The sequence below is a fragment of the Streptomyces sp. NRRL WC-3626 genome, assembly GCF_000718785.1.
GTDB classification, from domain to species: Bacteria; Actinomycetota; Actinomycetes; order Streptomycetales; family Streptomycetaceae; genus Streptomyces; species Streptomyces edwardsiae.
On the sequence record NZ_JOCA01000008.1, the window covers coordinates 24,757 to 49,709 of the forward strand.

Here is a 24,953-nt window from a genome sequence, read left to right on the forward strand (position 1 = left end):
AGCGGGCGAGCAAGCGCTTGGCCACTTTACGGCGCGGCCCGCCGCCCCGTCCCTCGGCCGGCGCCCGGCCCCTCGGGTTCGAGCGGGACGCGCGCCCAGCCCGCCGTTCCTGGTCCGTACCCGGCGGGCGCGGCACCCGGGCGGGTCATCGCGTGGGCGTGCACCGTCCCGTCCGTGAGCTTCACCGTCACCCCCAGAGGGTGACCGCCGTCGACGACGCCGAGGCGGACGACCACCTTCTTGTCGACCTCGGCGACCGTCTCGCCCCAGGGGTGATCCTCGGCGGCCTCCGGCAGCCCGGGGGCGCGGTCGCGCACTTTTTCCCACTTCTTCAGGGCGTTCGGGGGCACGGCCATCGGCTTTCCTCCGGGCTCGTCGTCGGGCTCCGCATCCCTCACGCTAGCCTCGGCCACCGACAGCGGCGCGGCTGCACGACCAAGGGGTGTCATGAGCAGGCTGAACAGGGCGGACCGTCCGTACGACATCGTGCTCTTCGGGGCGACCGGCTTCGTCGGGACACTCACCGCGGAGTACCTCGCGGCCCATGCCCCGGCCGGGCTGCGCTGGGCGATCGCCGGCCGTGACACGGAGCGGCTGGAACGGCTGCGGGAGCGGCTGCCCGGCGGTGCGGAGATCGGGCTGCTGCGGGCGGACGTGTCGGACCCGGCCTCGCTGCGGGCCCTGGCCGAGCGGGCGCGCGTGGTCGCCACGACCGTGGGCCCCTATGTGGAGTACGGCGAGGAACTCGTCGCCGCCTGCGCGGACACCGGGGCGGACTATGTCGACCTCACGGGTGAGCCCGAGTTCGTGGACCTGATGTACGTACGGCACGACGCACGCGCGCGGGAGACCGGGGCGCGGCTGGTGCACGCGTGCGGCTTCGACTCGGTGCCGCACGACCTGGGCGCGTACTTCACCGTGCGGCAGCTGCCCGAGGGGGTGCCGCTGACCGTGGACGGCTTCGTGACCGTCGACGCGGCCTTCTCGGGCGGGACCTTCGCCTCCGCGCTGAACCAGTTCGCCCGGCATCGCGGGCTGCGCGCGGCGGCCCTGGACCGGCGGCGCCACGAACCGCGGCTCGTGGGCCGCCGGGTGTCGGCCCCGGCGGGCGCGCCACGCTACGCGCCGGAGGTCGGCGCCTGGGCCCTGCCCCTGCCGACGATCGACGGGCAGGTCGTGCGCCGCTCGGCGAGGACGCTGGACCGGTACGGTCCCGACTTCCGCTACCGGCACTACGCGGCCGTCCGGCGGCTGCCCATGGCGGTGGGCGGGGTGGCGGCGGTGGGCGCGCTGGCCACGGCCGCGCAGCTGCCGTGGCTGCGCCGCCGGCTCTCGGACCGGCTCGCGCCCGGCGCCGGGCCCGGCCCCGGGAAGCGCGCGCGGAGCTGGTTCTCCGTCCGCTTCGTCGGCGAGGGCGGCGGGCGCCGGGTGTACACGGAGGTCGCGGGCGGCGACCCCGGCTACGACGAGACGGCGAAGATGCTGGCCGAGGGAGCCCTCTGCCTGGCCTTCGACGACCTGCCGCCGACGGCCGGGCAGGTCACGACGGCGGCGGCGATGGGCGACGCCCTCACCGAACGCCTCCGCGCGGCGGGCATCCGCTTCCGCGTGGCCGCGACCCGGCAGGACGAGGGCTACAGCGGCCACTCGACCAGTGTGTAGATCATCCCGACGACCCGGCCCAGCCCCGCCAGTACGGCGAGGCCGAGCCCGATGGTGACGGCCCGCTCGACGGGCCGTCCGTCGGCGGTGACGGGCTCGGGTGCGCGGTGCGTTGTCATGTACGGCAGCCTGTCGGGGCGGAGGCGGCCGGACATCCGTACGGCACTCGGTCCGGGACCGAGTGCCGTACGGATCAGAACCGGAAGTCCTCCCAGCCCTGCGGGTCCGCGTCGATCTCGCTCAGCAGCCGGCCGAACGGCTCGCCCTCGTAGAGGACGCCGCTGTACTCCAGCGGAATCCGCTTGTCGTTGACGACCGCGGTCGGGGTGCCGGGGCCCTCGGGTTCCTCCGCTCCGCCGGCCCGCTCGTACGCCTTCTCCGAGGCGGTGACGAAGGAGCGGTACTTCATGGTCGTGACGGCCTTGTCGAACGCGGGGCCGCGCAGCCCTTCGACCTCGCCCGCCAGTTCCAGCAGGCGGTCGTCGGTGTAGCCGTCGACCGACTCCTCGGGCTGGTTGGCGTAGAGCACCTCGTGGTACTCCACGAACTTGCCCTCGGCCAGCGCGGCGCGCAGCGCGTTGACGGCCTTCTTGGAGCCGCTGCCGCCGACGCGGTCGTCCAGGAAGGAGGCGAGGGTGTACTGCGCCCTCACCTCCCGGCCGAGCAGCGCCTCGCCGAGTACGGGGCCGCCGCCGTCGACCTCGAAGTCACGGCAGTACGGGCACCGCGGGTCCTCGTACAGATGCACGACCGTCCTGGCATCCGGATCGCCCACGTGGACGGTCGTGCCGTCCGCACCCAGTTTCTCCGGCAGGTCCCCCATGCCGTCGTACTCGGTCTGTCCCGCACGCTGACCGCAGCCCACCAGGACCAGTACCGCCACGGCGCACAGCACGGCCGCTCTTCCCCCACGCGTCACGTCATCCCCTCCCCGGAAACAGCGTGACTCTAGATCATCGACGAGGGCTCACAGCACGGCGGCCTCGCGCAGTGCGCGGCGGCAGAGGGCGTCCGCGCGGCGGGTGGTCTCCGGGAGGCGGTAGGCGGGGGTCAGGGCGAGGGTGTGGGCGCAGGCGTTGTCCAGGCTCACACGGTGGCCGACCGAGACGAAGACCGGCTTGACGGCGTCCCTGGTGCGCAGGGCGCGCCCCACCTCCTCGTCGCCGGCGAGCAGGGGTGACGTGCTGCCGCGCGGGGTGCCGGGGTCGTCGTGGGTGAAGGTGAAGGGGTTCTTGGCGACGCCGATCGTCGGCAGTCCGGTGAGGACGCCGAGGTGGCTGGCCAGGCCGAAGCGGCGGGGGTGGGCGAGGCCGTAGCCGTCGCAGACCACGAGGCCGGGCGGGCACGGCAGGGCGCCGAGGGCCGCCAGCACGGTGGGAATCTCACGGAAGGCGAGCAGGCCGGGGACGTACGGGAAGGAGACACGTCCGACGGCCGTGGACTCGGCGACGACGTCGAGGGTCGCCGCGTCCAGGACGACGGCCGCCGCGGCGACGACGTCGCGTTCGTCGTCGTACGCCACGTCGACGCCGGTGACGTGGCCCGTGCCGGTCGGCGGGCCCGGTTCGTCGAGCACCACGCGTGTGCGCAACCCGTCCTGGACGGCGCGGGCGGCTTCCTCGGTCACGGGCCAGCCGGCCGGTGTGCTTACGGTCGTCATGGTGCCGCCGAGCCTACGCGGCGGACGCGCCTCGCGCGGAGGGTGCCCGGCGGAGGGGGCTCACTTGCCGAGCGCCCGCCGGAGCTGGCTCTTGTTCATGTTCGAACGGCCCTCCACGCCGCGCTTCCTGGCCTCCTCGTACAGCTGGTCGCGGGTGGGGCCCTGGGAGCCCTTCCCGGACCGCAGGCCGCCCCGCCTGCCGGACGACATGTCCTCGGTGGAGGTACGGCTGGCCGTCTTCGACTCGCCGGCCCTGGCGCGCTCCTTGTTCACGGTCCGGGCCGCGATCTCCTCGGCCCGTCCGGTGCTCTCCCCCCGGTCCTCGGCGCTCTCCTTGATGTGCTCGTACTGACGCTCCCGCCTGGCGCTCGACCCGCGTGGCATGTCCGCTCCCATCCTGTCGTGTACGGCCGGCGTACGGCGGACGGGTACCCGCGTGGGCGGGGCCATGCCGCGGGCCGGCGCCCCGCGAGGCACGCGAGGCACGCGAGGCACGCGAGGAGAGTCGTGTCACGCGGGTGCATGAAGGCGGTGACAGAGGTCACTCGCCTTTCGTGTGCACGGAATGGCTGATTCCGTCGTCTCTACAAGTAGCCGATCCGTTCCGCCCCGGAAAGCCCGTCCAGCCGTCACGAGGGAGCAAGGCGTTGTCCATCGTCATCGAGCAGACCGTCGAGGCCCGTCTCGTCGCCGCAGCGCCGCGGATGCCGAGCATTCCCGCCACTCTGCTGTACGACCGCGACGACCCGTTCGCCGTCCACATGACCTTCCCCGCGCCCGCCACCCTCGAGGGTGTCGAGGTCTGCTGGACCTTCGCGCGCGAGCTGCTCGCCGCGGGGATGGAGGAACCCGAGGGCGACGGCGACGTGCGCGTGCGGCCGTACGGCTACGACCGCACCGTGCTGGAGTTCCACGCCCCGGAGGGGACCGCCGTCGTGCACGTCCGCTCGGGTGAGCTGCGCCGCTTCCTGGAGGCCACCGGCGAGTTGGTGCCGGCGGGCCTGGAGCACCTCCGCCTCGACCTCGACCACGAACTGGCGGAACTGATGCGCGACGCGTGAACGGTCGCCTCGCGGCGGCGGCCCGCTCCACGGTCCCGGGTGGACGGCCCCGGGACCGGCACTCCCGCGCGGGCGCGGCGACGGGTCGCGCGGGTGCTTTCTCGCCCCCGCCGCCCCTTCCCGTCCCGAACCTGGGGCTCCGCCCCAGACCCCGCTCCTCAAACGCCGGAGGGGCCGGAAAGACCCGGAGGGGCTGGAACGCGCTGTTCCTCAGACGCCGGAGAGGGTGGTAGCCGTCAGGGCTGCGCGGAGTTCTTGGAGGATCGCCTCGTAGGCGGGTGACACCGTCGTGGCACGGTGGGCCAGGGCCTCGGCGCGGGAGGGCGACGGGGGTGGCAGCAGGCCTGCCGCCAGGGCCAGGGTGAGGGTGGTCGCCGTCGGTTCGGGGACCGTCTCGGGCGGGCCGGCGAGGACGTCCCCCGCTTCCCGGCGCAGGGAGCGGAACCGGCGGGCGTCGGACAGCACGTGTTCCACCGACGGGAACAGTCCGAGGACCCGGTGTTTCTCCGCGCGGAGCAGGCCTTCGGCGACCAGCTGCTCCCGGACCGCGTCCAGGGTGTACCGCGCGTGCAGGGTCACCCAGACGCGCCAGCGGTGCGGGCGGGACTCGGTGACCAGTTCGAGAAGCCCGTCGAGGACCGCGTCCCCGGTGCGGGAGTCGAGGTCCAGCGGTGTGGCGATGCCGTCGTCGTCGGCCAGCAGTCCCCGACGGGCCAGTGCGGCGAGGGCCCCGGCCCGCACCACGGGGGCCTGCCGGGACGGGTCGGCGTCCCAGGCCAGCAGACACAGGCGGGCCGGCAGCGAGAGCGGACCGTCGGGCACGGGGCCTCCTCGGGACGATGACGATGACGTGGTGCTCCGAAACTCCGTTGACAGCCCTTCGGGGCACTCCTACCGTGTTCAGCGGTCCTGTTGCCGTCGAATGGAGAAGGACGTTGCTCGTCTGAGGTTCTGAGACACCGCGTCACACCACAGGTGTGTGTACGTCGCGTGCGACCTCGGCGTTCGAGCCGTCCTTGCGGTCCTTGCGGAACAGGGCTCCTTCCATGCCCAGGCCTTCCCTCCCGGCTGCCGGTCCTCGTGCCCGCGGTGTCTCGATACGCGTTTGCCCCTGATCGCCCCGAGCAACCGCGGAGGCCCGCATGTCACCATCCATCACCTGTACGTCCCTCGCCTTCACCTGGCCCGACGGCACCACCGTCTTCGAGGGCCTCGACGCCGCCTTCGGCCCCGGCCGTACCGGGCTCGTCGGCGTCAACGGGTCCGGCAAGTCGACCCTGCTCAAGTTGATCGCCGGCGAGCTGCGCCCGGCCGACGGCGCCGTCCGGGTCGCCGGCGAGGTCGGTTACCTGCCGCAGAACGTGACGCTCGACACCGCCCTGCGGGTCGACGAGGCGCTCGGCATCGCCGCACACCGGGCGGCGCTGCACGCCATCGAGGCCGGCGACGTGGCCGAGCAGCACTTCGAGACCGTCGGCGACGACTGGGACGTGGAAGAACGCGCCCTGGCCACGCTCGGCGAACTCGGACTCGGCCACATCGGCCTCGATCGCACCGTGGGCGAGGTGTCCGGCGGCGAGTCGGTGCTGCTGCGGCTGGCCGCGCTGCTGCTGCGCCGCCCGGACGTGCTGCTGCTCGACGAGCCCACGAACAACCTCGACGTGTACGCGCGCAAGCGGCTCTACACGGCCGTCGCGGGCTGGCCCGGCGTCATGGTCGTGGTCAGTCACGACCGTCAACTGCTGGAACTCGTCGACCAGATCGCGGACCTGCGCTCCGGGGAGGTGACCTGGTACGGCGGCGCCTTCTCGGCGTACCAGGAGGCGCTCGCGGTCGAACAGGAGGCCGCCGAGCGCATGGTGCGCGTCGCCGAGGCGGACTTCCGCAAGCAGAAGCGCGAACTGGTCGACGCCCAGGTCAAACTGGCCCGCCGCAAGCGGTACGGACAGAAGATGTTCGAGCAGAAGCGCGAGCCGAAGATCGTCATGGGGGCGCGCAAGCGCGCGGCACAGGAGTCCGCGGGCAAGCACCGCATCATGCACGAGGAGAAGCTCGCCGAGGCCAGGGAACGGCTCGACGACGCGGTGGACGCCGTACGGGACGACGACGAGATCCGCGTCGACCTGCCGTACACGGCCGTACCGCCGGGCCGGAGCGTCCTCACGCTCATGGACCTGGAGCCGGCGTACGGCGCCCGGGTGAAGGGCGGTCTCGATCTGCGCGGCCCGGAGCGGGTGGCGCTGATCGGGCGCAACGGCGCGGGCAAGACGACGTTGCTGCGCACGGTCGCCGGGGAGCTGGAGCCCGTCTCCGGCGAGGTGCGCGCCCATGTGCCCCTGCGGTTCCTGCCGCAGCGGCTGGACGTCCTCGACCCGGAGCTGAGCGTCGCCGAGAACGTGGCCCGGTTCGCGCCGGCCGCCACCAACAACCGGGTGCGGGCCCGGCTCGCCCGCTTCCTGTTCCGGGGCGCCCGCGCCGACCAGAAGGCGGCGACGCTCTCCGGCGGCGAACGCTTCCGGGCGGCCCTGGCCGCGCTGATGCTGGCGGAGCCCGCGCCGCAGCTGCTGATGCTGGACGAGCCGACCAACAACCTCGACATGGCGAGCGTCCGGCAGCTGACCTCGGCGCTGGAGTCGTACGAGGGAGCCCTGGTCGTGGCCAGTCACGATCTGCCGTTCCTGGAGTCCATCGGGATCACCCGATGGCTGCTGATGGAGGAGGGGGAGCTGAAGGAGATCGATCCGGAGGACGTCGAGTAGGCGGCCGGGACGGTTACCAGCGGTACGGGTTCTCGCCGCCCGGGGTGGTCCGGCCCGCACCGGCCCTGCATGATGGCTGGGCCGGCACCCGGGGGCCTCCCCCGGCCCGGCCGCGCCCCCACACGTCCCGTCCGATGCGGAGTCCCCCTCGTGCCCAGCAAGAAGGCCCTCGTCCGCCGCCCCTCCCCCCGTCTGGCCGAGGGGCTGGTGACGCACATCGAACGGGAAGGCGTCGACGTGGACCGGGCGGTGGAGCAGTGGGAGGCGTACACGGAGACACTGCGCGCCCACGGCTGGGAGACGATCGAGGTCGACCCGGCCGACGACTGCCCGGACTCCGTGTTCGTCGAGGACACGGTGGTGATGTACCGGAACGTGGCGCTGATCGCCCGCTCCGGCGCCGAGTCCCGCCGCGCGGAGACCCTCGGCGTCGAGGAGGCCGTGGCGTCGCTCGGCTGCTCGGTGAACTGGGTCTGGGAGCCGGGCACGCTGGACGGCGGCGATGTGCTGAGGACCGGCGACACGGTCTACGTCGGCCGGGGCGGGCGGACCAACGCGGCCGGGGTGCGGCAGGTGCGGGCCGCGTTCGAGCCGCTGGGGGCGCGGGTGGTCGCCGTACCGGTCACCAAGGTGCCGCATCTGAAGTCGGCCGTCACGACGCTGCCCGGCGGGACGGCCATCGGGCATGTGCCGAACATGGACGCGCCGGCGCTCTTCCCCCGCTTCCTTCCGGTGCCGGAGCCGTCCGGGGCGCATGTGGTGCTGCTCGGCGGGGACAGGCTGCTGATGGCGGCGAGCGCGCCGAAGACGGCGGAGTTGCTCGCGGACCTCGGCTACGAGCCGGTCCTGGTGGACATCGGGGAGTTCGAGAAACTCGAGGGCTGTGTCACGTGCCTCTCGGTCCGGCTGCGGGAGCTGTACGCCTGACAGCCCGCACCTTCACCCGTACGGCGCAGCCACCTGCGGCTCCGCACCCCCGGGCGGCGCTTCGGGGACCCCGCTGATCAGGGGTCTTTACGGCACTCTTAACCTACGGCTACGTAACCTACGGACTCGTAGCCTACGATGCCGTAGGTTCCCGGTCCGCTCGCCGGTACTTCCGTATTCTCCCGTCCCCTGGAGTCACCCGTGTCGCTCACTTCTCCCCACCTGGGCAGCCCTTCGGTCTGGACCGACGCCCGGCTGTTGTACGCGCTGGAGGAAGTGGTCGAGAAGGAGCTCAACCGGCATCTGAAGGTCACCAAGGACTGGATGCCGCACGAGTACGTGCCGTGGAGCGACGGACGCAACTTCCCGGGCTTCTTCGAGGACGGCGAGGCCTGGGACAAGGAGCAGTCGAAGGTCACCGAGGTCGGCAAGATCGCCCTGGTGGTCAACCTGCTGACCGAGGACAACCTCCCCAGCTACCACCACGAGATCGCCACGCTGTTCGGCCGGGAGGGCGCCTGGGGCACCTGGGTGCACCGCTGGACGGCCGAGGAGGGCCGGCACGGCATCGTGATGCGGGACTACCTGCTCGCCTCGCGGGCGGTGGATCCGGACAAGCTGGAGCAGTTCCGCATGTCGCACATGAGCGAGGGCTTCGAGTCGGACAACCGGCACTCGATGCTGCACTCGATCGCCTACGTCGCCTTCCAGGAGCTGGCCACCCGCATCTCGCACCGCAACACCGGCCACCAGTCCGGTGACCCGGTCTGCGACCGCATGCTGGCACGCATCGCGACCGACGAGAACCTGCACATGGTCTTCTACCGCAACCTGCTGAAGGCGGCGTTCGAACTCGCCCCGGACCTCACGATGCAGGCGGTGCGCGATGTCGTGGTGAACTTCCGGATGCCCGGACACGGGATTCCCGGGTTCGAGCGGGCGGCCGCGCAGATGGCCATCGGCGAGGTGTACAACATGCGCATCCACCACGACGACGTGCTCCAGCCGGTGCTGCGCTTCCTGAAGATCATGGAGATCGACGGGCTGGGCCCCGAGGGGCTCAAGGCGCAGGAGGAGCTGGGCCTCTTCATGGGCGGCCTGGACGCGGAGGCGTCGAAGTTCGACGAGAAGCTGGCGGCCCGCAAGGCCCGAATGGCGGCCCGCGCGCAGCACGCCTAGTCAGCGGCCGGTTCGCCGCAGTTCCAGGCGTTCCTTCTCGGACATGCCGCCCCAGACGCCGAACCGCATGTCGTGCGAGAGGGCGTACTCGAGGCACGTCGCGCGGATCGGGCACAGGCCGCAGATCCGCTTGGCGTCACGGACCGAGCTGCCCGGCTCGGGGAAGAAGAAGTCTCCCCCGGTCTGCGCGCACAGCGCCTCCTCCTGCCAGGCGAGGTCGGGCGACGGGAACGTTTCGGTGTGCATGTCCAAAAGCGTGCCGGGCGGCGAAAAACGTTCGCTCAACGCGGGATCAACGCGGGGGTTCGCGTGACCGCTTGATGATGTCGGCGGGGCACCCGGCGCGCACGGCGGCGCGCCGGGTCGTTCACGTCTGGCGCGGGTCGCCCTTGATGACGGCGAACCGTGCGCCGTACGGGTCCTCCAGGCGGGCCAGCCTGCCGACGCCTGCGAGGGACGTGGCGGGCAGGCGCACCCGGCCGCCCAGTTCCACGGCCCTGGCGACGACGGCGTCCGTGTCGTCCACCCCGAAGTACGGCAGCCAGTGGGGCTCGCCGGACTCCGGCCCGGTGAGGTCGTCGGCCGGCGGGACCAGTCCGCCGAACATGCCGTCCTCGCCCGTCCCGGCGGGGTTGACGGAGGTGTAGACGCCGCCGGGGAAGGTCACCGCCGAGGTCTCCCAGCCGAGGACGGAACGGTAGAACGCGGCGGCGCGGGCGATGTCCGGGGTGTAGAGCTCGACCCAGCAGAGCGAGCCGGCCTCGCCGGCCGCTTCGAGGCCCTCGCGCTGCGCGGGCTGCCAGATGCCGAAGGGGACGCCGGTCTGGTCGGCGAGGATCGCCATGCGGCCCTGTCGCATGACGTCCACGGGTGGGACGGGGGCGCTGCCGTGGGCCTGTCGGGCGGCCTCGGCGGTGGCGTCGGCGTCGGGGGTCCGGAAGTAGACGGTCCAGGCGGGTGGGCCCTGTTCGGGGGTGGTCCGCATGCCGCCGGCGACGATGCGGTCGGCGAGCCGGAAGAAGCCGTAGCCTCCGGCGTCGGGGCCGGCGGAGGCGAACTCCCAGCCGAAGAGGGTGCCGTAGAAGTGGGCGGCGCCTTCCATGTCGGCGGTGCCGACGTCGATCCAGTTGGGGGCGCCGTCGGTGAAGTGGGTGGTGAGCATGGTGCCTCCTCCCTGCCGAGTCTTCCACGTGTGGGGTTTGCTCGCCCCCGCCGACCCTTCCCGTCCCCCGGGGGCGCTGCCCCCGGACCCCCGCTCCTCAAACGCCGGAGGGGCTGATGCAGCCCCTCCGGCGTTTGCGGAGCGGGGGGTCCAGGTCACGCCGACGCCCGTCGCACCAGCATCGTCGGGAGGATCAGACCGTCCGGCTCGGCGCCGTCGTCCAGCAGGCGCCGGGCCATCAGCCGGCCCATCTCCTCTATGTCCTGACGGACCGTCGTCAACGGCGGATCCGTCTGTTCCGCGACCGGCAGCATATCGTCGAAGCCCACGACCGCCACGTCGTCCGGCACCCGCCGCCCATGCTCACGCAGCACCCGCAGCGCCCCCGCCGCCATCAGATCGTTCGCCGCGAACACCGCGTCCAGCGACGGGCACCGCTCAAGAAGCAGCCGCATCGCCCGCTCACCCCCGCCCGGCGTGAAGTCCCCCTCCGCGACCAGCAGGGGATCCGCGTCCCCCATGACGTCCCGGAACCCGTCCAGCCGGTCCACCGCCGCCGTCTGATCCAGCGCGCCGGTGATGTGCGCGAGGCGCTCGCGGCCGAGGCCGAGCAGATGCCGTACGGCGTCACGCGCGCCGCCCCGGTTGTCGCTGTCGACGTAGGCCACGCCGCCCTGGCCGCCGTTCCAGTCGGGGCGGCCGCCGTACACGGTGGGCAGACCGGCCCGCTGGATCAGCTGGGGCAGCGGGTCGTCGATGTGCAGGGAGAACACCAGAGCGCCGTCGACATGCCCGCCCGCGAGGTAGCGGCCGACGCGCGCGTGGTCGTCGCGGTCCTCGGTGAGCAGCAGGACCAGCTGGTTGTCGTGGGCCGTCAGTTCCTTGCTGATGCCGCGCAGCTGCCGGGCGAAGAAGGGGTCGGCGAAGACCCTGGTCTCCGGTTCGGCCACGATGACCGCGATGGCGTCGTGCCGCTTGGTCACCAGGCTGCGGGCCGCCTGGTTCGGCACGTACCCGAGTTCGTCCACCGCCCGCCTCACCCGCTCGGCCAGGGGTTCGCGCACCCCGTCCGAGCCGTTGACCACGCGGGAGACCGTGGCCCGGGAGACCCCGGCCCGCGCGGCCACGGCCTCCAGGGTGGGGCGCGGCACTGTGTCGGTCACTGTCGGGGCTCCTCACCTGCGGCTGCGGGCAAGGATAGCCCCGCCCCGCCACGGGCGAGAGCGCTCTCGGATCAACGTCCGGTGCGTCAGTGCCCGTGCTCGTGGGTCTCCTCGGCGGCCGCCCCGTGCGCGTGTTCGTGGGGGTCGTAGCCCGGGATCGTACCGTCCGGCTTCTTCACCAGGAACAGACCGACCATGCCCATGTCGGAGTGACTCTGGACATGGCAGTGGTACATCCAGGCGCCCGCTCCGACACCCTCCCCGGCGATGATCTGGAAGCCGAAGGAGTCGGCGGGGCCGCAGATCTTGGTGTCGATGACCTGGCTGGGGTCGTCGGGCCCGGTGAGCATGCCGGTGCGGTTGTCGGCCCAGCGGTGACCGTGCATATGGAAGGTGTGGTAGAACTCGCCGTGCGTGATCATGACGATCTCGACGCGATCCCCCACCGTGGCCTCGAAGTCCGGCCCGGTGTGCGCCGGCTTGTTGTTGATCGACATGTCGTTGAAGACGATGGTGTGGGTCGCGTCCGGCAGCACATCGCCCTTGCGGCGCACGATCACCGGCCCGTACAGCCCGTTGCGGATGCCGCCGGTGCCGTGCACCGTGCCGACCACGTGGTCGTGGTAGTGCCAGTAGCCCGCGCTGCCCGACCGCCAGGTGCCGTCGGAGCGGCGGCCGGGCTTGTGGGTGCGCCAGGTGTAGGTGCGGGTGCCGCCGGGCGGGACGTCGCTCTTGTTCTGCTGGGTGCCGTCGCTGGAGATCTCGTAGTCCAGCCCGTGGACGTGCAGGCTCACGGGCACGTCCATGGTGTTCTCGAACTCGACGTGCAGGGTGTCGCCTTCGTTGAGCTCGATCAGCGGGCCGGGGATGGACGCCTTGCCCTTCTCGAGGCCGTAGCCCATCTGTCCGCCGGCGAGCCGCTCGGCGTACAGCTTGATGCGCCGCACCTCGCCCCCGGCGGGCGCGGTCTTCGCCGGTGTGGCCGCGCTCACGGCCTCGGGCGCGATGGACAACGATGTCGCGACGGCAGCGCCGCCCAGCAGTACGCGCCGGTTGAAACCGCGTCTGTCCATGCCGAACTCCCCACGTGGCTGTCATGAACCTGTGAAACCGTAGCGGCCGGCCCCTCGTTTATCCACACTCAGGACAAAGTTCGTGTCATCTCTGCGATAGGTATTGGCGTGTGGCGCAAAGGGGTCTAGCTTCCTTGACGCTGTTGCTGCGACCGAGGAGGGGTGGGTGGCCACGTGCGGTCCACATCGCATCAAGAACCCATGCGCTCAAGAGGGTTGAGCACGAGAAGCACCACGAGCGCACGAAGGACGAGAACGAGACGACGCGCCTGGGCGGCCACCGTGACCGCCGGTGTCGTCGCCGCCGGACTGCTGTCGGGTCCCGCCGCCAGCGCGCGTACGGCCCCGGAACCGTCCCTGACAACGATGTCCATCAAGTCGCCCCCGGGCGGCGCGAACGTACGTGTGCTGCTGTTCTACGGCTCCGCGGCCGCCGGCGACGAGTCACCGCTCGTGAACGCCGGGATCGCGGCGATCGAGAGGATCGGGCTGTCCGGTCCGGAGAACCAGCGGTTCAAGGTCACCGCCACGGACGACGCCTCGGTCTTCACCAACGAGACCAAGCTGGGCCGGTTCAACTCCATCGTGTTCCTGACCGGCGGCGGGGACGTCCTCGACCCGGACCAGGAGGCGGGCCTCGAGGCGTACATGGAGGCCGGCGGCGGTTTCGTCGGTCTGCACGACGCCGCCCGCGCGGAGCCGTACTCGGACTGGTTCACCGGTCTGATCGGCGCCCGCCCGGCCGCCTCCAGCCCCGGCACGGTGCAGCGGGCGACCGTCGAGGTCGGCGACCGGACGCATCCGGCGGCCAAGAGCCTGCCGCAGCAGTGGAAGCGGCCCGACAAGTGGCTCAACTGGGTGAAGAACCCGTCCGGCGACGTGCACACGGTCGCCAGGGTCCGCGAGTCGACGTACGAGCCCGGTGCGAGCGCCAACGGCTGGGACCACCCGGTCAGCTGGTGCCGTGACTACGACGGCGGCCGGTCCTTCTACACCGGGATGGGCGGCACGGTGTCGTCGTACGACGAGACCGACTTCCGCGACCATCTGCGCGGCGCGCTGCTGTGGACCACCCGGCTGGTGCGGGCCGACTGCAAGGCGGCCATCACCGGCAACTACAAGGCGGAGCGGCTGACCCAGCCCAACCAGCCGGGCCGGAACGACCAGATCGGCGAGCCGCACGGCCTGGTGGCGGCGCCCGACGGCCGGGTGCTGTACATCGGCCGGGGCGGCGCCGACGCCTCGCAGCCCGTGGTGACCGACTGGAACGACCCGGACATCGGCAAGGGCAGGGGCGAGGTCCACGTCTACGACCCGAAGACGAAGAAGGTGACCCTCGCCGGGGCGCTCACCGTCTTCGGCAACAAGGGCGGCGGCGACGAGCTGCGCAAGGTCGAGGAGGGCCTGCTCGGCATCGAACTCGACCCGGCGTTCGAGCGGAACGGGTGGGTGTATCTGCACTACACCCCGCACTCGGAGATCAACCGGGACACGCACATGGCCGAGCGGCGAGTCTCCCGCTTCACGCTCGACCCGGCCACCAACAAGCTGGACCTGGCCGGCGAGAAGGTGCTGCTGAAGTGGCCGGTGCAGATCCACAGCTGCTGCCACGCGGGCGGCGGGCTGGCCTGGGACTCCAAGGGCAACCTGTACATCGCCACCGGTGACAACAACTCCAGTGGCTTCAGCGACGGTTACTCGGGCAACAACCCGCAGCCCAACTTCAAGGGCGTGTCCTTCGCGGACGCGCGCCGCACCGCCGGCAACACCAACAACCTCAACGGCAAGATCCTGCGCATCCACCCCGAGCCGGACGGCACGTACACCCTCCCCGAGGGAAACCTGTTCACCGGTGAGGAGACCGCCGAGGGCGGCGGCAAGACGCGCGGCGAGATCTATGTGATGGGCGTGCGCAACCCCGCGCGCATCTCCGTCGACCAGCAGACCGACACCCTGTACGCGGGCTGGGTCGGCCCGGACGCCGGCGCCCCGTCGACGACCTGGGGTCCGGCGAAGTACGACACGTTCGCCGTGATCACCAAGGCGTCCAACCGCGGCTGGCCGTACTGCATGGGCAACAAGCAGCCCTACCGGGACCGCAATCTGCCCGACCCGTCGAAGCCGCTGGGCTGGTACGACTGCGACCACCCGAAGAACGAGTCGCCGAACAACGACGGTCTGGTCAATCTGCCGCCGGTGACCGGCAACAACATCTGGTACTCGCCGCAGGGCGGCGGCCCGGACTACCCGCGCGACGCGAACGGCGTCCCGTCGTACGTCCAGGGTGAGGCCACGTACAAGCTGCCCTGGCTGAAGGGCGGCGGGCAGGCCGCGATGAACGGCCCGGTCTACCGCTACGACGCCGACAGCGCCAGTGAGGTCACGTGGCCGGCGTACTGGGACGGCAAGTGGTTCGTCGGTGACTTCTACGACGCCGACCAGCCGCGCAACGCGGTGCTGATGGACCCGAAGACGCAGGGAGACGGCGGTCTTCCGGTGCACTCGGAGTCCCTGAAGAAGATCGTGCCGGTCGGCAACGACGGCATCAAGAACCTGATGGGCTGGAAGTTCGGCCCGGACGGCTCGCTGTACGTCCTCGACTACGGCCGGGGCTTCTTCACCTCCGACTCCAAGTCCGCGCTGTGGCGGGTCACCTACACGGGCGGCGGCCCGACCCCGGCCGCCGGTCAGCTGGCGAGGAAGGCCGAGTGAAACCAGTGATACGGCAACGAAGAATGTGGGCCGGTCTGCTGGCCGCCCTGCTGATGATGCTCGGCCTGCAGACGACGTCCGCGGCCGGTGACCCCCGGTCCGCGTCCGGCGCGGCGGCCGAGCAGGTCCTCACCTGGACCGCCGGTGACAGCATCACCGACTATGTGTCCGCCCCGGTGACCGCGGTGGCCGGTGCGGCGACGATCGTCTTCGAGAACAGCGCGGCGACGGGCAACACCACCGGTATGCCGCACACGTTGACGTTCGCGACCTCCGACCCGGAGTTCAACAACGACGTCCAGCTGAACATCCTGGCCAATCCGGCCGACGCCCAGGGCGGGAAGCACACCGCCGAGGTGACGCTCACCCCGGGCCGCTACTTCTACCACTGCACCATCCCGGGGCACGGGGAGATGCAGGGCATCCTCACGGTGACCGAGGGCGGCGGCGGTGAGGACACCACCGCGCCCGAGGCCACGGCGAAGGTGACCGGTTCGCAGAACGCGGACGGCGAGTACGTCGGTTCGGCGAGCGTCGCGCTCGCCGCCACCGACGAGGGTTCGGGCGTGGAGCGGATCGAGTACGCGATCGGCGCCGACGGTGCCTGGCAGCCGTACACCGCCCCGGTCGTCGTCGACCAGGTCGGCACGCACACGGTGCGCTACCGCGCGCTGGACAAGGCGGGCAACGTATCGGCCGAGCAGAGCGTCGAGTTCACCGTGGCCGCGCCGCAGTCGGACGACACCACCGCGCCGGAGACCTCGGCGACGGTGGCCGGTGAGAAGAACGACGCCGGTGACTACATCGACATGGCGACGGTCACCGTCACCGCGTCGGACACCGGTACCGGCGTCAACACCATCGAGTACGCGATCGGCGCCGACGGCGCCTGGCAGCCGTACACCGGGCCGGTGATGGTGCATCAGGTGGGCACGCACACCGTGCGCTACCGGGCCACCGACAGGGCGGGCAACGCGGCGGCGGCGAAGAGCGTGCAGTTCACGGTCGTCGCCGCTCCCCCGCAGGACACCACCCCGCCGGCGACCGGTGTGACCGTGGAGGGCACCAAGAACTCCGACGGCGCCTACGTCGGTGACGCCAAGGTGACCGTCACCGCCGACGACGGGCACGGAGGTTCCGGTGTCGCCGGTGTCGAGTACTCGCTCGACGGCGGCCCCTACCTGGCGTACACCGCGCCCGTGGTGGTCGACCGGGCGGGCCGGCACACGGTCGCCTACCGGGCGACCGACCGGGCCGGCAACACCTCCGAGCCGCTCACCGTGAGCTTCACGGTGGTCGCGGACGGCGGGGTGCCCGCGCCCAACTGCCCGGAGTACGACGAGCGGTTGACGGTCATCGTCGGCACGGTCGACTCGGGTGTGCCGAACCGGGTCACCAACAGCCGGTGCCGGATCGGTGAGCTGATCGAGGACGAGAAGGAGTGGACCTCCCAGGCGCTGTTCCTCAAGCATGTGAAGACCGTCCTGGACAGGCTCAAGAAGGAAGGGGTCGTCGACCAGCGGGAGTACCGGGCCATCAACAAGGCGGCCCGTCAGTCCGGCATCGGCAAGCCCGGCCAGACCGACGGCTACCGCAAGATCCTGGACGGCAGCCAGGAGTCGTTCGGCAAGTGGGAGCACGTGGGCGGCGGTTCGTTCGCGCTGAACCCGGACGGCTCGATCACCTCCGGCACCTCGCGGGGCGGCCTCGGCATGCTGTGGTTCCCCGAGCGCAAGTACGGCGACTTCTCGCTGAAGCTGCAGTGGCGTGACGACGGTCCGGGCACCGTCAACGCCAACTCCGGTGTGTTCGTGCGGTTCCCGCAGGTCCACGACCACCCGGAGGAGCCGAACCCGGAGTGGGTCGCCATCAAGTACGGGCACGAGGTGCAGGTGTTCGACTCGCCCACCGGCGACATGTACAAGACGGGCTCGGTCTACGGCTTCGACCGGGTCGGTCTGGCCGGCGCGGGCGTGACGCAGAAGGGCACCTGGAACGACTACGAGATCCGGGTGGTGGACCAGCACTACTCGGTCTACCGCAACGGTGTGCTGATCAACGAGTTCGACAACATCGGCGGCCAGGACTTCACCCCGCCGCGCTCGGACGACCCGGGCACGGACGGGCGGCGGTTCGCCTCCGGTTACGTCGGACTGCAGGTGCACAGCACGACGGACGTCGTCTCCTTCCGGGACGTCCGGATCAAGGAGCTGTAGGCGCGTCCCCCGGGTCAGGAGGCCGGAGATTCCGGTTTCCTGGCCCGGCTGGGCTGTACCCGCAGGGGCTCCCCCGGCATCTTCGGATACTCGGGCGGGTACGGCAGATCGCCCAGGCCGTGGTCGTGTTCGTCGCGGCGGGCGAGTTCGAGCAGGGGCTCCAGTGAGAAGGCGTGATCGTCCATGTCCGCGTGCACATCGCCGAGTTCGGCGAAGCGCGCGGGCATGGTCGTGATGTCGAAGTCCCGCGGACGCGCGACGCCGACCTCCTCCCAGCGCAGCGGCGCGGAGACGGGAGCGTGCGGGCGGGGGCGTACGGAGTAGGCGGAGGCGATGGTGCGGTCGCGGGCGGTCTGGTTGTAGTCGACGAAGATGCGTGCGCCGCGCTCCTCCTTCCACCACTTGGTGGTGACCTGCTCGGGCATCCGCCGTTCCAGTTCCCGTCCGGCGGCGATGGCTGCCCGCCGTACCTGGGTGAAGGTCCAGCGCGGCTCGATGGGTACGAAGACATGCAGTCCCCGGCCGCCGGAGGTCTTGGGCCAGCCCCGCAGTCCGCCGAACTCGTCCAGTACGGCGCGCAGTTCACCCGCGGCGCGGACGGCGTCGTCGTAGTCGGTGCCGGGCTGGGGGTCGAGGTCGAGGCGGAGTTCGTCGGGGTGGTCGACGTCGTCGCGGCGCACCGGCCAGGGGTGGAAGGTGAGGGTGCCGTACTGGGCGGCCCACACCACGGCGGCCTCTTCGGTGGGGCACATCTCGTCGGCGCTGCGTCCGCTGGGGAAGGTGATGTGCGCGGTGGGGATCCAGTCGGGCATGCCCTTCGGGGCGCGCTTCTGGTAGAACCACTCGCCGGTGACGCCGTCCGGGTAGCGCTGCAGGGTGGTGGGCCTCTCGCGCAGGGCGCGCAGGATGCCGGGGGCGACGGCCTGGTAGTAGCGGGCCACGTCGAGCTTGGTGTATCCGGGCTCCGGGAAGAAGATCTTCCCCGGACTGGACAGCCGTACGGTCCGGCCCGCCACCTCGAGTTCCACCGCGTCGCCCATGCGAGCCACCGTAGGCGTAACGCGCATAGCGCGCACACCGGGCGGTACCGGGCGCGTGCGCGCAGAATCGGGGCATGGATCTGCCCGTGATGCCGCCCGTCAAGCCGATGCTCGCCACGTCCGTGTCGAAGATCCCGCCGGGGATGCAGTACGAGGCGAAGTGGGACGGGTTCCGGGCGATCGTGTTCCGTGACGGGGACGAGGTCGAGCTGGGCAGCCGTACGGGCAAGTCGCTGACCAGGTACTTTCCCGAGCTGGTGGTGGCGGTGCGGGAGCGGTTGCCCACGCGGTGTGTGATGGACGGGGAGATCGTGATCGCGCGGGAGGGACATCTCGACTTCGACGCGCTGACCGAGCGCATCCATCCGGCGGACTCGCGGGTGCGGACGCTCGCCGAGCGGACGCCGGCCTCCTTCGTCGCCTTCGATCTGCTGGCGCTGGGGGACGAGTCGCTGCTGCAGACCGCGCAGACGGACCGCCGGGAACGCCTGGCCGGGGCGCTGGTGGGGGTACGTCCGCCGGTGCACGTGGCGCCGGCGACGACGGACATCGAGGTGGCGCGGGGCTGGTTCGAGCAGTACGAGGGGGCGGGCCTGGACGGGGTGATCGCCAAGCCGCTGGAGCTGCGCTACCGGCAGGACGAGCGGGCCATGTACAAGATCAAGCACGAGCGCACGGCCGATGTGGTGGTCGCGGGGTACCGGTTGCACAAGAGCGGCCCGGTGGTGGGCTCGCTGCTGCTCGGGCTCCACGACGACCAGGGGCGGCTGCAGCATGTCGGTGTGTCGGCGGCGTTCCCGATGAAGCGGCGGGCGGAGCTGATCGAGGAGCTGGAGCCGCTGCGGATGGCCGACGCGTCGGGGCATCCGTGGGCGGCCTGGGCGGACGAGGCCGCGCACGAGTCGGCACGGCTGCCCGGCGCGCCGAGCCGCTGGTCGGGGCGGAAGGACCTCTCCTGGGTGCCGCTGCGGCCGGAGCGGGTGGCCGAGGTGGCGTACGACCACATGGAGAACGGGCGGCGCTTCCGGCACACCGCCCGCTTCCGCCGCTGGCGCCCGGACCGCACCCCGGAGAGCTGCACGTACGGGCAGCTGGAGGAGCCGGTCCGCTACGACCTCGCCGAGATCCTCGGCGGCGTCTGAGTCAGGGCCGCATCAGCACCTTGACCGCGCCGTCGCGCTTCTCCTGGAACATCGCGTAGGCCTCCGGGCCCTCCTCGAGGGTGACGTGGTGGGTGGCGAAGTCGTCGACGCCGAGCCGGTCCTCGTCGGTGAGGTGGGGGATGATGTCGTCGCTCCAGCGGCGTACGTTCGCCTGTCCCATGCGCAGCTGGATCTGCTTGTCGAACAGGGTGAGCATGGGCATCGGGTCGGCCATGCCGCCGTAGACGCCGACGACCGAGATCGTGCCGCCGCGCCGCACCAGTTCGATGGCGGTGTGGAGGGCGGCGAGCCGGTCGACGCTGAAGCGTTCGGCCATCGGGCCGCTGAGTTTGCGGGGCAGCAGTGCCGAGACGTTCTGCACCATGCGGGCGGCGGCGCCGCCGTGCGCCTCGGTGCCGACGGCGTCGATCACGGCGTCGGGGCCACGGCCGTCGGTCCGGTCGCGGATCGCGGTGACGAGTTCCTTCTCGTCGTCGAAGGACCGCAGGTCGAAGGTCTCCACGCCCCGTTCCTTGGCCCGTTCGAGCCGTTCCGGGACCAGGTCGACGCCGAACACCGTCCCGGCGCCCTGCACCTGGGCCACCCGGCAGGCCATGTCGCCGATGGGCCCGAGCCCGAGCACGGCGACGCTGCCGCCCCGCGGGACACCGGCGTACTCGACCGCCTGCCAGGCGGTGGGCAGGACGTCGGAGAGATAGACGAACCGGTCGTCGGACGGCCCCTCGGGGACCTTGATCGGGCCGTACTGCGCCTGCGGGACCCGCAGGTACTCGGCCTGGGCGCCCGGCACGGCGCCGTACAGCCGGGTGTAGCCGAACAGTGCCGCGCCCATGCCCTCGGCGCTGACCTGGGTGGTCTCGCACTGGGTGGGCAGTCCGGTGAGACACATCCAGCAGTTGCCGCAGGCGATCTGGAACGGCACCACGACCCGGTCGCCGGCCTGGAGGTCGGGCACCGCCGCCCCGACCTCCTCGACGATGCCCATCGGCTCGTGGCCGAGGATGTCGCCCGGTGTCATGAACGGGGTGAGGACCTCGTACAGATGCAGATCGGATCCGCACAGTCCGGTGGACGTGATGCGGATGATCGCGTCCGTCGGCTCCTCGATCCGGGGATCGGGCATGGTCTCCACCCTCACGTCCCGCTTTCCCTGCCAGGTCAGTGCCCTCATCGCCGCCCGCTCCCTTCCGTTGTGGCCGGTGTGCCGCTCGTGCGGTGGGCGTCCGGGTACCCGAGCGGCCGTACACCGAACCGCGGACCGCTGGGCCGATCGGCGGACGTCACCGCGCGGGAACGCCTCTGATCGGCTATGGCCAGTGACTATCGGAAAAGCGCACAATCAAGACAACGGATGATATGAGGCGGGCGCGGTGGCGACGGTGGGCACGGAACAAGGGGCGCGCCGACGGCGCGGCACGGGGGCGAGAGTGCTGGTGGCCGCGTTGCTGGCGGCCGGACTGGCGGCGGGGTGCACGGTGTCGCGGGCGCCGGGCGACGACGGGCGCGGATCGCCCCGGCAGTCGTCCGCCACGCCACGGGAAACGACGCCGAGCGACCCGGAGAGTGAGCCGGAGACCTCTCCGGTGCTGGCTGTGAAGATCGACAACGCGTTCCCGGCCCGGCCGCAGACGGGTCTGGACGCCGCCGACGTGGTCTATGCCGAGCAGGTGGAGGGCGGGCTGAGCCGGCTGCTGGCGGTGTACGCCACCCGGCTCCCGGAGTCCGTGGGGCCGGTGCGCAGCGCCCGTGAGTCGGATCTTGAGCTGCTGCGCCAGTTCGACCGTCCGGTGCTGGCCTTCTCCGGGGCGCAGGGCAAGCTGCTGCCGCTGATCGACCGGGCTCCGCTGGAGGCGGTGACCCCTGAGTCGGAGCCGGACGCCTTCGTCCGGCGCCCGGAACGGTTCGCCCCGCACAATCTGTATCTGCGACCGGACCGGCTCATGAAGGAGCCGCCCGGCGCGGCTTCGCTGACCACCGGATTCCATCAGGGTCCGGCGCCGGCGGGCGGCAGGACGGACGACGAGGTGACGGTCCGCTTCCCGGCGGCCCGCTTCACCTTCACCTGGTCCGGCGCCCGCGACGGCTGGCTGGTCTCCATGGACGGGACTCCGGCGCTCACCCCGGAGGGCGAGCGGCTGGCGCCGCCGACGGTCGTCGTGCAGTACGTGGGCGTGCGCCGTTCCCGGTTCGGGGACTTCCTCGGCAACAACACCCCGTACACCGAGACCGTGGGCTCGGGGAAGGCCACGGTGCTGCGCGGCGGGCAGGCGTACGAGGCGCGGTGGAGCCGTCCGACGGCCGCGGACGGCACGTCGTTCACCACCGGCGACGGCGAGGAGGTGAACGTCGCGCCCGGTCAGGTGTGGGTGGTGTACGCGAAGACGCCCTGAGCGGTACCGGTCAGCGCGGCGCGGCCAGGGAGGGGGCGGGGTCGCGCAGCCCTTCGGCCGCGTCGGCCACCCTGCCGATCAGGTCGATGAACACCGCCTGTTCCTCGGGAGCGAGGGGGGCCAGCAGTACCTGGTTCATCCGGGCGGTGCGCACGGTCAGCCTGCGGTGGGTGCGTACGCCGTCGTCGGTGAGACGCAGCAGGAAGCGGCGGCCGTCCTGCGGGTCGCGGACCTTGTCCAGCAGTCCCCGCCGCAGCAGCCGGGCGATCACCTCGGCGATGGTGGACCGGTCGAGGCCGACCCTCTCCCCCACGGTGCGCTGGTCCAGGCCCGGTTCGGCGACGAGCGCGTTGAGGACCGCGAACTGCGGCGAGGTGGTCTCCTCGGAGACCATCGTGTTCCACAGCAGGTGGTGCGCCTGCTGGAGCCGGCGGGCGAGGTGCCCGGGATGGGTGGTGAGGTCCACGGCGGCCATGCGCTCCCCCGGTTCTTTCGTCGGTGCACTGATCTCTTGCGGGCATCCGAAGAGTACTGGACAGCGGAGCCGTTCCACGTAAATACTCAGTGCGCTGACTAAATGGGTCGTCTCGCTGGGATGGGGTTCCTCGGATGGACAAGGTGGTCGCCTCCGCTGCGGAGGCGGTGGCTGACGTACCGGACGGCGCGTCGCTGGCGGTGGGCGGCTTCGGCCTCAGCGGTGTGCCGAACGTGCTGATCCAGGCGCTGTACGAGCGCGGGACCGGCTCCCTGTCGGTCGTCTCCAACAACTGCGGGGCCATGGAGTCCGGGCTCGCGGTGCTGCTCGCGGCGGGCCGGATCGCCCGGGTGACCGGCTCCTACATCGGCGCGAACAAGGAGTTCGCCCGGCAGTATCTGGCCGGTGAGCTGGAGGTGGAGCTGATCCCGCAGGGCACGCTCGCCGAAAGGCTGCGCGCCGGGGGCGCCGGCATCCCCGCGTTCTACACCCCGGCCGGGGTGGGCACGCAGGTCGCCGAGGGCGGTCTGCCGTGGCGCTACGACGGCTCCGGCGGGGTCGCCCTCGCCTCGCCGGCGAAGGAGGTGCGGGACTTCGACGGCACTCAGTACGTGCTGGAGCGCGGTATCCGCACCGACTACGCGCTGGTGCGGGCGGCGAAGGGCGACCGGCACGGAAACCTCGTGTTCGGCAAGTCGGCCCGCAACTTCAACCCCCTCGCCGCGATGGCGGGCCGGGTGACGGTCGCGGAGGTGGAGGAGCTGGTCGAGCCCGGCGCGATCGATCCGGACGCGGTGCACCTGCCGGGCGTCTTCGTACGGCGGGTCGTCGCGCTCACGCCCGAACAGGCGGCGGACAAGCGGATCGAGCGGCGGACGGTGAGCGGCTGATGGCCTGGACCAGGGAGGAGATGGCCGCGCGGGCGGCCCGGGAGCTGAGCGACGGCCAGTACGTCAACCTCGGCATCGGTCTGCCCACGCTCATCCCCAATCACCTTCCGCCGGGTGTCGAGGTGGTGCTGGAGAGCGAGAACGGCATCCTCGGCACGGGCCCGTATCCCACCGAGGCGGAGGTCGACCCGGACCTGATCAACGCCGGGAAGGAGACCGTCACCGTCCTTCCGGGCGCGTCCTTCTTCGACTCGGCGCTGTCGTTCTCGATGATCCGCGGCGGGCACATCGATGTCGCCGTCCTCGGCGCGATGCAGGTGTCCGGGCGCGGTGACCTGGCCAACTGGGCGATACCCGGCAAGCTCGTCACCGGGATCGGCGGCGCGATGGACCTGGTCCACGGCGCCCGCACGGTGATCGTGGTGATGACGCACACCGCGAAGGACGGCTCACCGAAGATCGTGACCGACTGCGCGCTGCCGCTGACCGGCAAGGAGTGCGTGGACCGGATCATCACCGACCTCGGCGTCCTCGACGTCACCGGGGGCGGACTCGTCCTCGTGGAGACCGCTCCCGGCGTGTCCGTCGACGAGATCACCGCCAAGACCGGAGCCGAACTCACCCTCGGGGAGGGCCTGTCGTGACCGACGTACTCACTCAAGCCGACATCGACCGGGAGATCGCGGCCGAGCACGCCGCGTACGGGAAACGGGTCGCGGACGGGGCCCCCGTCGAGCACCACCCGCGCCGCGACTACGCCCCGTACCGCTCCTCGGTGCTGCGTCATCCGCGGCGGCCGCCGGTCGCCATCGACACAGCCAAGGACCCGGAGCTGGTGGAGCTGTCCTCCCCCGCGTTCGGGGAACGGGACATCACCGCGGTCGACAACGACCTCACCCGGCAGCACCCCGGTGAGCCCATCGGTGAGCGCGTCACCGTCTCCGGGCGGCTGCTCGACCGCGACGGCCGGCCCGTGCGCGGTCAGCTGGTGGAGGTGTGGCAGGCCAACTCGGCCGGCCGGTACGCCCATCGGCGCGAGCAGCACGAGGCGCCGCTGGACCCGAACTTCACCGGCGTGGGCCGCACGCTCTCCGACGAGGACGGCTTCTACCGCTTCACCACGGTCCAGCCGGGCCCGTATCCCTGGCGCAACCACGTGAACGCCTGGCGTCCGGCGCACATCCACTTCTCGGTCTTCGGCTCGGCGTTCACCCAGCGGCTGGTGACGCAGATGTACTTCCCCAACGACCCGCTGTTCCCGTACGACCCGATCCTGCAGTCCGTCACCGACGACGCGGCGCGGCAGCGGCTGGTCGCGACGTACGACCACAGCCTGTCGGTGCCGGAGTTCTCGCTCGGCTACCACTGGGACATCGTGCTGGACGGGCCGCGGGCCACCTGGATGGAAGAGGGACGCTGAC

At 71.5% G+C, this 24,953-nt stretch carries 25 protein-coding genes; 12 read left to right on the plus strand and 13 right to left on the minus strand.

Features of this window, described 5'->3' with window-relative positions:
• Positions 1–26: 26 nt before the first annotated feature.
• Complete coding sequence (locus tag IF28_RS0114360) at positions 27–356, minus strand: MmcQ/YjbR family DNA-binding protein (protein WP_234325168.1); 330 nt, start codon at positions 354–356, stop codon at positions 27–29.
• 91 nt (positions 357–447) lie between these two features.
• On the opposite strand from IF28_RS0114360, the gene IF28_RS0114365 reads away from it, so the two are divergent.
• On the plus strand, positions 448–1,662 hold the full coding sequence (locus IF28_RS0114365) for a saccharopine dehydrogenase family protein (protein ID WP_051713750.1): 1,215 nt from the start codon (positions 448–450) through the stop codon (positions 1,660–1,662).
• On the opposite strand, the gene mmpA is transcribed toward IF28_RS0114365, so the two are convergent.
• The 4 genes from mmpA to IF28_RS0114385 form a co-directional block, all read right to left on the minus strand.
• Positions 1,635–1,781, minus strand: a complete 147-nt coding sequence (gene mmpA / locus IF28_RS39430) for a morphogenic membrane protein MmpA (protein WP_199808992.1) — start codon at positions 1,779–1,781, stop codon at positions 1,635–1,637. The genes IF28_RS0114365 and mmpA overlap by 28 nt on opposite strands.
• Before the next feature lie 74 nt (positions 1,782–1,855).
• On the minus strand, positions 1,856–2,581 hold the full coding sequence (locus tag IF28_RS0114375) for a DsbA family protein (RefSeq protein ID WP_234325171.1): 726 nt from the start codon (positions 2,579–2,581) through the stop codon (positions 1,856–1,858).
• Positions 2,582–2,629: 48 nt separating this feature from the next.
• Positions 2,630–3,322: an endonuclease V gene (locus tag IF28_RS0114380; RefSeq protein WP_030219054.1), complete on the minus strand. Its 693-nt coding sequence runs from the start codon at positions 3,320–3,322 to the stop codon at positions 2,630–2,632.
• Between the two features lie 60 nt (positions 3,323–3,382).
• Positions 3,383–3,706, minus strand: coding sequence for a hypothetical protein (locus IF28_RS0114385; RefSeq protein WP_030219057.1), 324 nt, complete (start codon positions 3,704–3,706; stop codon positions 3,383–3,385).
• Positions 3,707–3,969: 263 nt separating this feature from the next.
• Between IF28_RS0114385 and IF28_RS0114390 the strand changes: the two genes are divergently transcribed.
• Positions 3,970–4,383 (plus strand): SsgA family sporulation/cell division regulator, encoded by a 414-nt coding sequence (locus IF28_RS0114390; protein WP_030219062.1) that lies wholly within the window; start codon positions 3,970–3,972, stop codon positions 4,381–4,383.
• A 210-nt stretch (positions 4,384–4,593) separates the two neighbouring features.
• Here IF28_RS0114390 and IF28_RS0114395 read toward each other — a convergent pair whose 3' ends face one another.
• Positions 4,594–5,205 (minus strand): GOLPH3/VPS74 family protein, encoded by a 612-nt coding sequence (locus IF28_RS0114395; protein ID WP_030219065.1) that lies wholly within the window; start codon positions 5,203–5,205, stop codon positions 4,594–4,596.
• 320 nt (positions 5,206–5,525) lie between these two features.
• On the opposite strand from IF28_RS0114395, the gene IF28_RS0114405 reads away from it, so the two are divergent.
• From IF28_RS0114405 to IF28_RS0114415, 3 genes are all read left to right on the plus strand, one after another.
• Positions 5,526–7,142 (plus strand): ABC-F family ATP-binding cassette domain-containing protein, encoded by a 1,617-nt coding sequence (locus tag IF28_RS0114405; RefSeq protein ID WP_030219072.1) that lies wholly within the window; start codon positions 5,526–5,528, stop codon positions 7,140–7,142.
• Positions 7,143–7,292: 150 nt separating this feature from the next.
• Complete coding sequence (gene ddaH, locus IF28_RS0114410; RefSeq protein WP_030219075.1) at positions 7,293–8,069, plus strand: dimethylargininase; 777 nt, start codon at positions 7,293–7,295, stop codon at positions 8,067–8,069.
• A 201-nt stretch (positions 8,070–8,270) separates the two neighbouring features.
• Complete coding sequence (locus IF28_RS0114415; RefSeq protein WP_030219094.1) at positions 8,271–9,248, plus strand: acyl-ACP desaturase; 978 nt, start codon at positions 8,271–8,273, stop codon at positions 9,246–9,248.
• On the opposite strand, the gene IF28_RS0114420 is transcribed toward IF28_RS0114415, so the two are convergent.
• The 4 genes from IF28_RS0114420 to IF28_RS0114435 all read right to left on the minus strand — a co-directional run bounded on the left by IF28_RS0114420 (position 9,249) and on the right by IF28_RS0114435 (position 12,646).
• Positions 9,249–9,494 (minus strand): WhiB family transcriptional regulator, encoded by a 246-nt coding sequence (locus IF28_RS0114420; protein WP_030219100.1) that lies wholly within the window; start codon positions 9,492–9,494, stop codon positions 9,249–9,251.
• Between the two features lie 121 nt (positions 9,495–9,615).
• Positions 9,616–10,410: a VOC family protein gene (locus IF28_RS0114425; RefSeq protein ID WP_030219102.1), complete on the minus strand. Its 795-nt coding sequence runs from the start codon at positions 10,408–10,410 to the stop codon at positions 9,616–9,618.
• Positions 10,411–10,565: 155 nt separating this feature from the next.
• The gene (locus tag IF28_RS0114430) at positions 10,566–11,573 is read right to left on the minus strand and encodes a LacI family DNA-binding transcriptional regulator (protein ID WP_030219105.1); all 1,008 of its coding nucleotides are present in this window, start codon (positions 11,571–11,573) and stop codon (positions 10,566–10,568) included.
• A gap of 86 nt (positions 11,574–11,659) precedes the next feature.
• The gene (locus IF28_RS0114435) at positions 11,660–12,646 is read right to left on the minus strand and encodes a multicopper oxidase domain-containing protein (protein ID WP_030219108.1); all 987 of its coding nucleotides are present in this window, start codon (positions 12,644–12,646) and stop codon (positions 11,660–11,662) included.
• Between the two features lie 282 nt (positions 12,647–12,928).
• Here IF28_RS0114435 and IF28_RS0114440 point away from each other — a divergent pair, with 282 nt between their 5' ends.
• Entirely contained in the window at positions 12,929–15,358 is a 2,430-nt protein-coding gene (locus tag IF28_RS0114440; RefSeq protein ID WP_030219111.1) for a ThuA domain-containing protein, read from the plus strand.
• Between the two features lie 23 nt (positions 15,359–15,381).
• Positions 15,382–17,574, plus strand: a complete 2,193-nt coding sequence (locus IF28_RS0114445; RefSeq protein ID WP_030219114.1) for an OmpL47-type beta-barrel domain-containing protein — start codon at positions 15,382–15,384, stop codon at positions 17,572–17,574.
• Between the two features lie 14 nt (positions 17,575–17,588).
• Here the strand turns inward: IF28_RS0114445 and ligD are convergent, their stop codons facing one another.
• Complete coding sequence (ligD, locus tag IF28_RS0114450; protein WP_030219116.1) at positions 17,589–18,614, minus strand: non-homologous end-joining DNA ligase; 1,026 nt, start codon at positions 18,612–18,614, stop codon at positions 17,589–17,591.
• 74 nt (positions 18,615–18,688) lie between these two features.
• Between ligD and IF28_RS0114455 the strand changes: the two genes are divergently transcribed.
• Positions 18,689–19,756 carry an ATP-dependent DNA ligase gene (locus IF28_RS0114455; protein ID WP_030219119.1) on the plus strand — a complete coding sequence of 356 codons (1,068 nt, stop codon included), beginning with the start codon at positions 18,689–18,691 and terminating at the stop codon, positions 19,754–19,756.
• Position 19,757: 1 nt separating this feature from the next.
• Here the strand turns inward: IF28_RS0114455 and IF28_RS0114460 are convergent, their stop codons facing one another.
• Entirely contained in the window at positions 19,758–20,948 is a 1,191-nt protein-coding gene (locus IF28_RS0114460) for a zinc-dependent alcohol dehydrogenase (protein ID WP_030219122.1), read from the minus strand.
• Positions 20,949–21,147: 199 nt separating this feature from the next.
• On the opposite strand from IF28_RS0114460, the gene IF28_RS0114465 reads away from it, so the two are divergent.
• Positions 21,148–22,167 carry a DUF3048 domain-containing protein gene (locus IF28_RS0114465; RefSeq protein ID WP_030219125.1) on the plus strand — a complete coding sequence of 340 codons (1,020 nt, stop codon included), beginning with the start codon at positions 21,148–21,150 and terminating at the stop codon, positions 22,165–22,167.
• 10 nt (positions 22,168–22,177) lie between these two features.
• Here IF28_RS0114465 and IF28_RS0114470 read toward each other — a convergent pair whose 3' ends face one another.
• Positions 22,178–22,642 carry a MarR family winged helix-turn-helix transcriptional regulator gene (locus IF28_RS0114470; protein WP_030219129.1) on the minus strand — a complete coding sequence of 155 codons (465 nt, stop codon included), beginning with the start codon at positions 22,640–22,642 and terminating at the stop codon, positions 22,178–22,180.
• A 134-nt stretch (positions 22,643–22,776) separates the two neighbouring features.
• On the opposite strand from IF28_RS0114470, the gene IF28_RS0114475 reads away from it, so the two are divergent.
• The 3 genes from IF28_RS0114475 to pcaH are packed head-to-tail and all read left to right on the plus strand — an operon-like array spanning position 22,777 to position 24,952.
• On the plus strand, positions 22,777–23,532 hold the full coding sequence (locus IF28_RS0114475) for a CoA transferase subunit A (protein WP_030219132.1): 756 nt from the start codon (positions 22,777–22,779) through the stop codon (positions 23,530–23,532).
• Positions 23,532–24,176 (plus strand): CoA transferase subunit B, encoded by a 645-nt coding sequence (locus IF28_RS0114480; RefSeq protein WP_030219135.1) that lies wholly within the window; start codon positions 23,532–23,534, stop codon positions 24,174–24,176. The genes IF28_RS0114475 and IF28_RS0114480 overlap by 1 nt, the downstream gene beginning before the upstream one ends.
• The gene (gene pcaH, locus IF28_RS0114485; protein ID WP_030219138.1) at positions 24,173–24,952 is read left to right on the plus strand and encodes a protocatechuate 3,4-dioxygenase subunit beta; all 780 of its coding nucleotides are present in this window, start codon (positions 24,173–24,175) and stop codon (positions 24,950–24,952) included. Before IF28_RS0114480 ends, pcaH begins: the two co-directional genes overlap by 4 nt.
• Position 24,953: the final 1 nt, after the last annotated feature.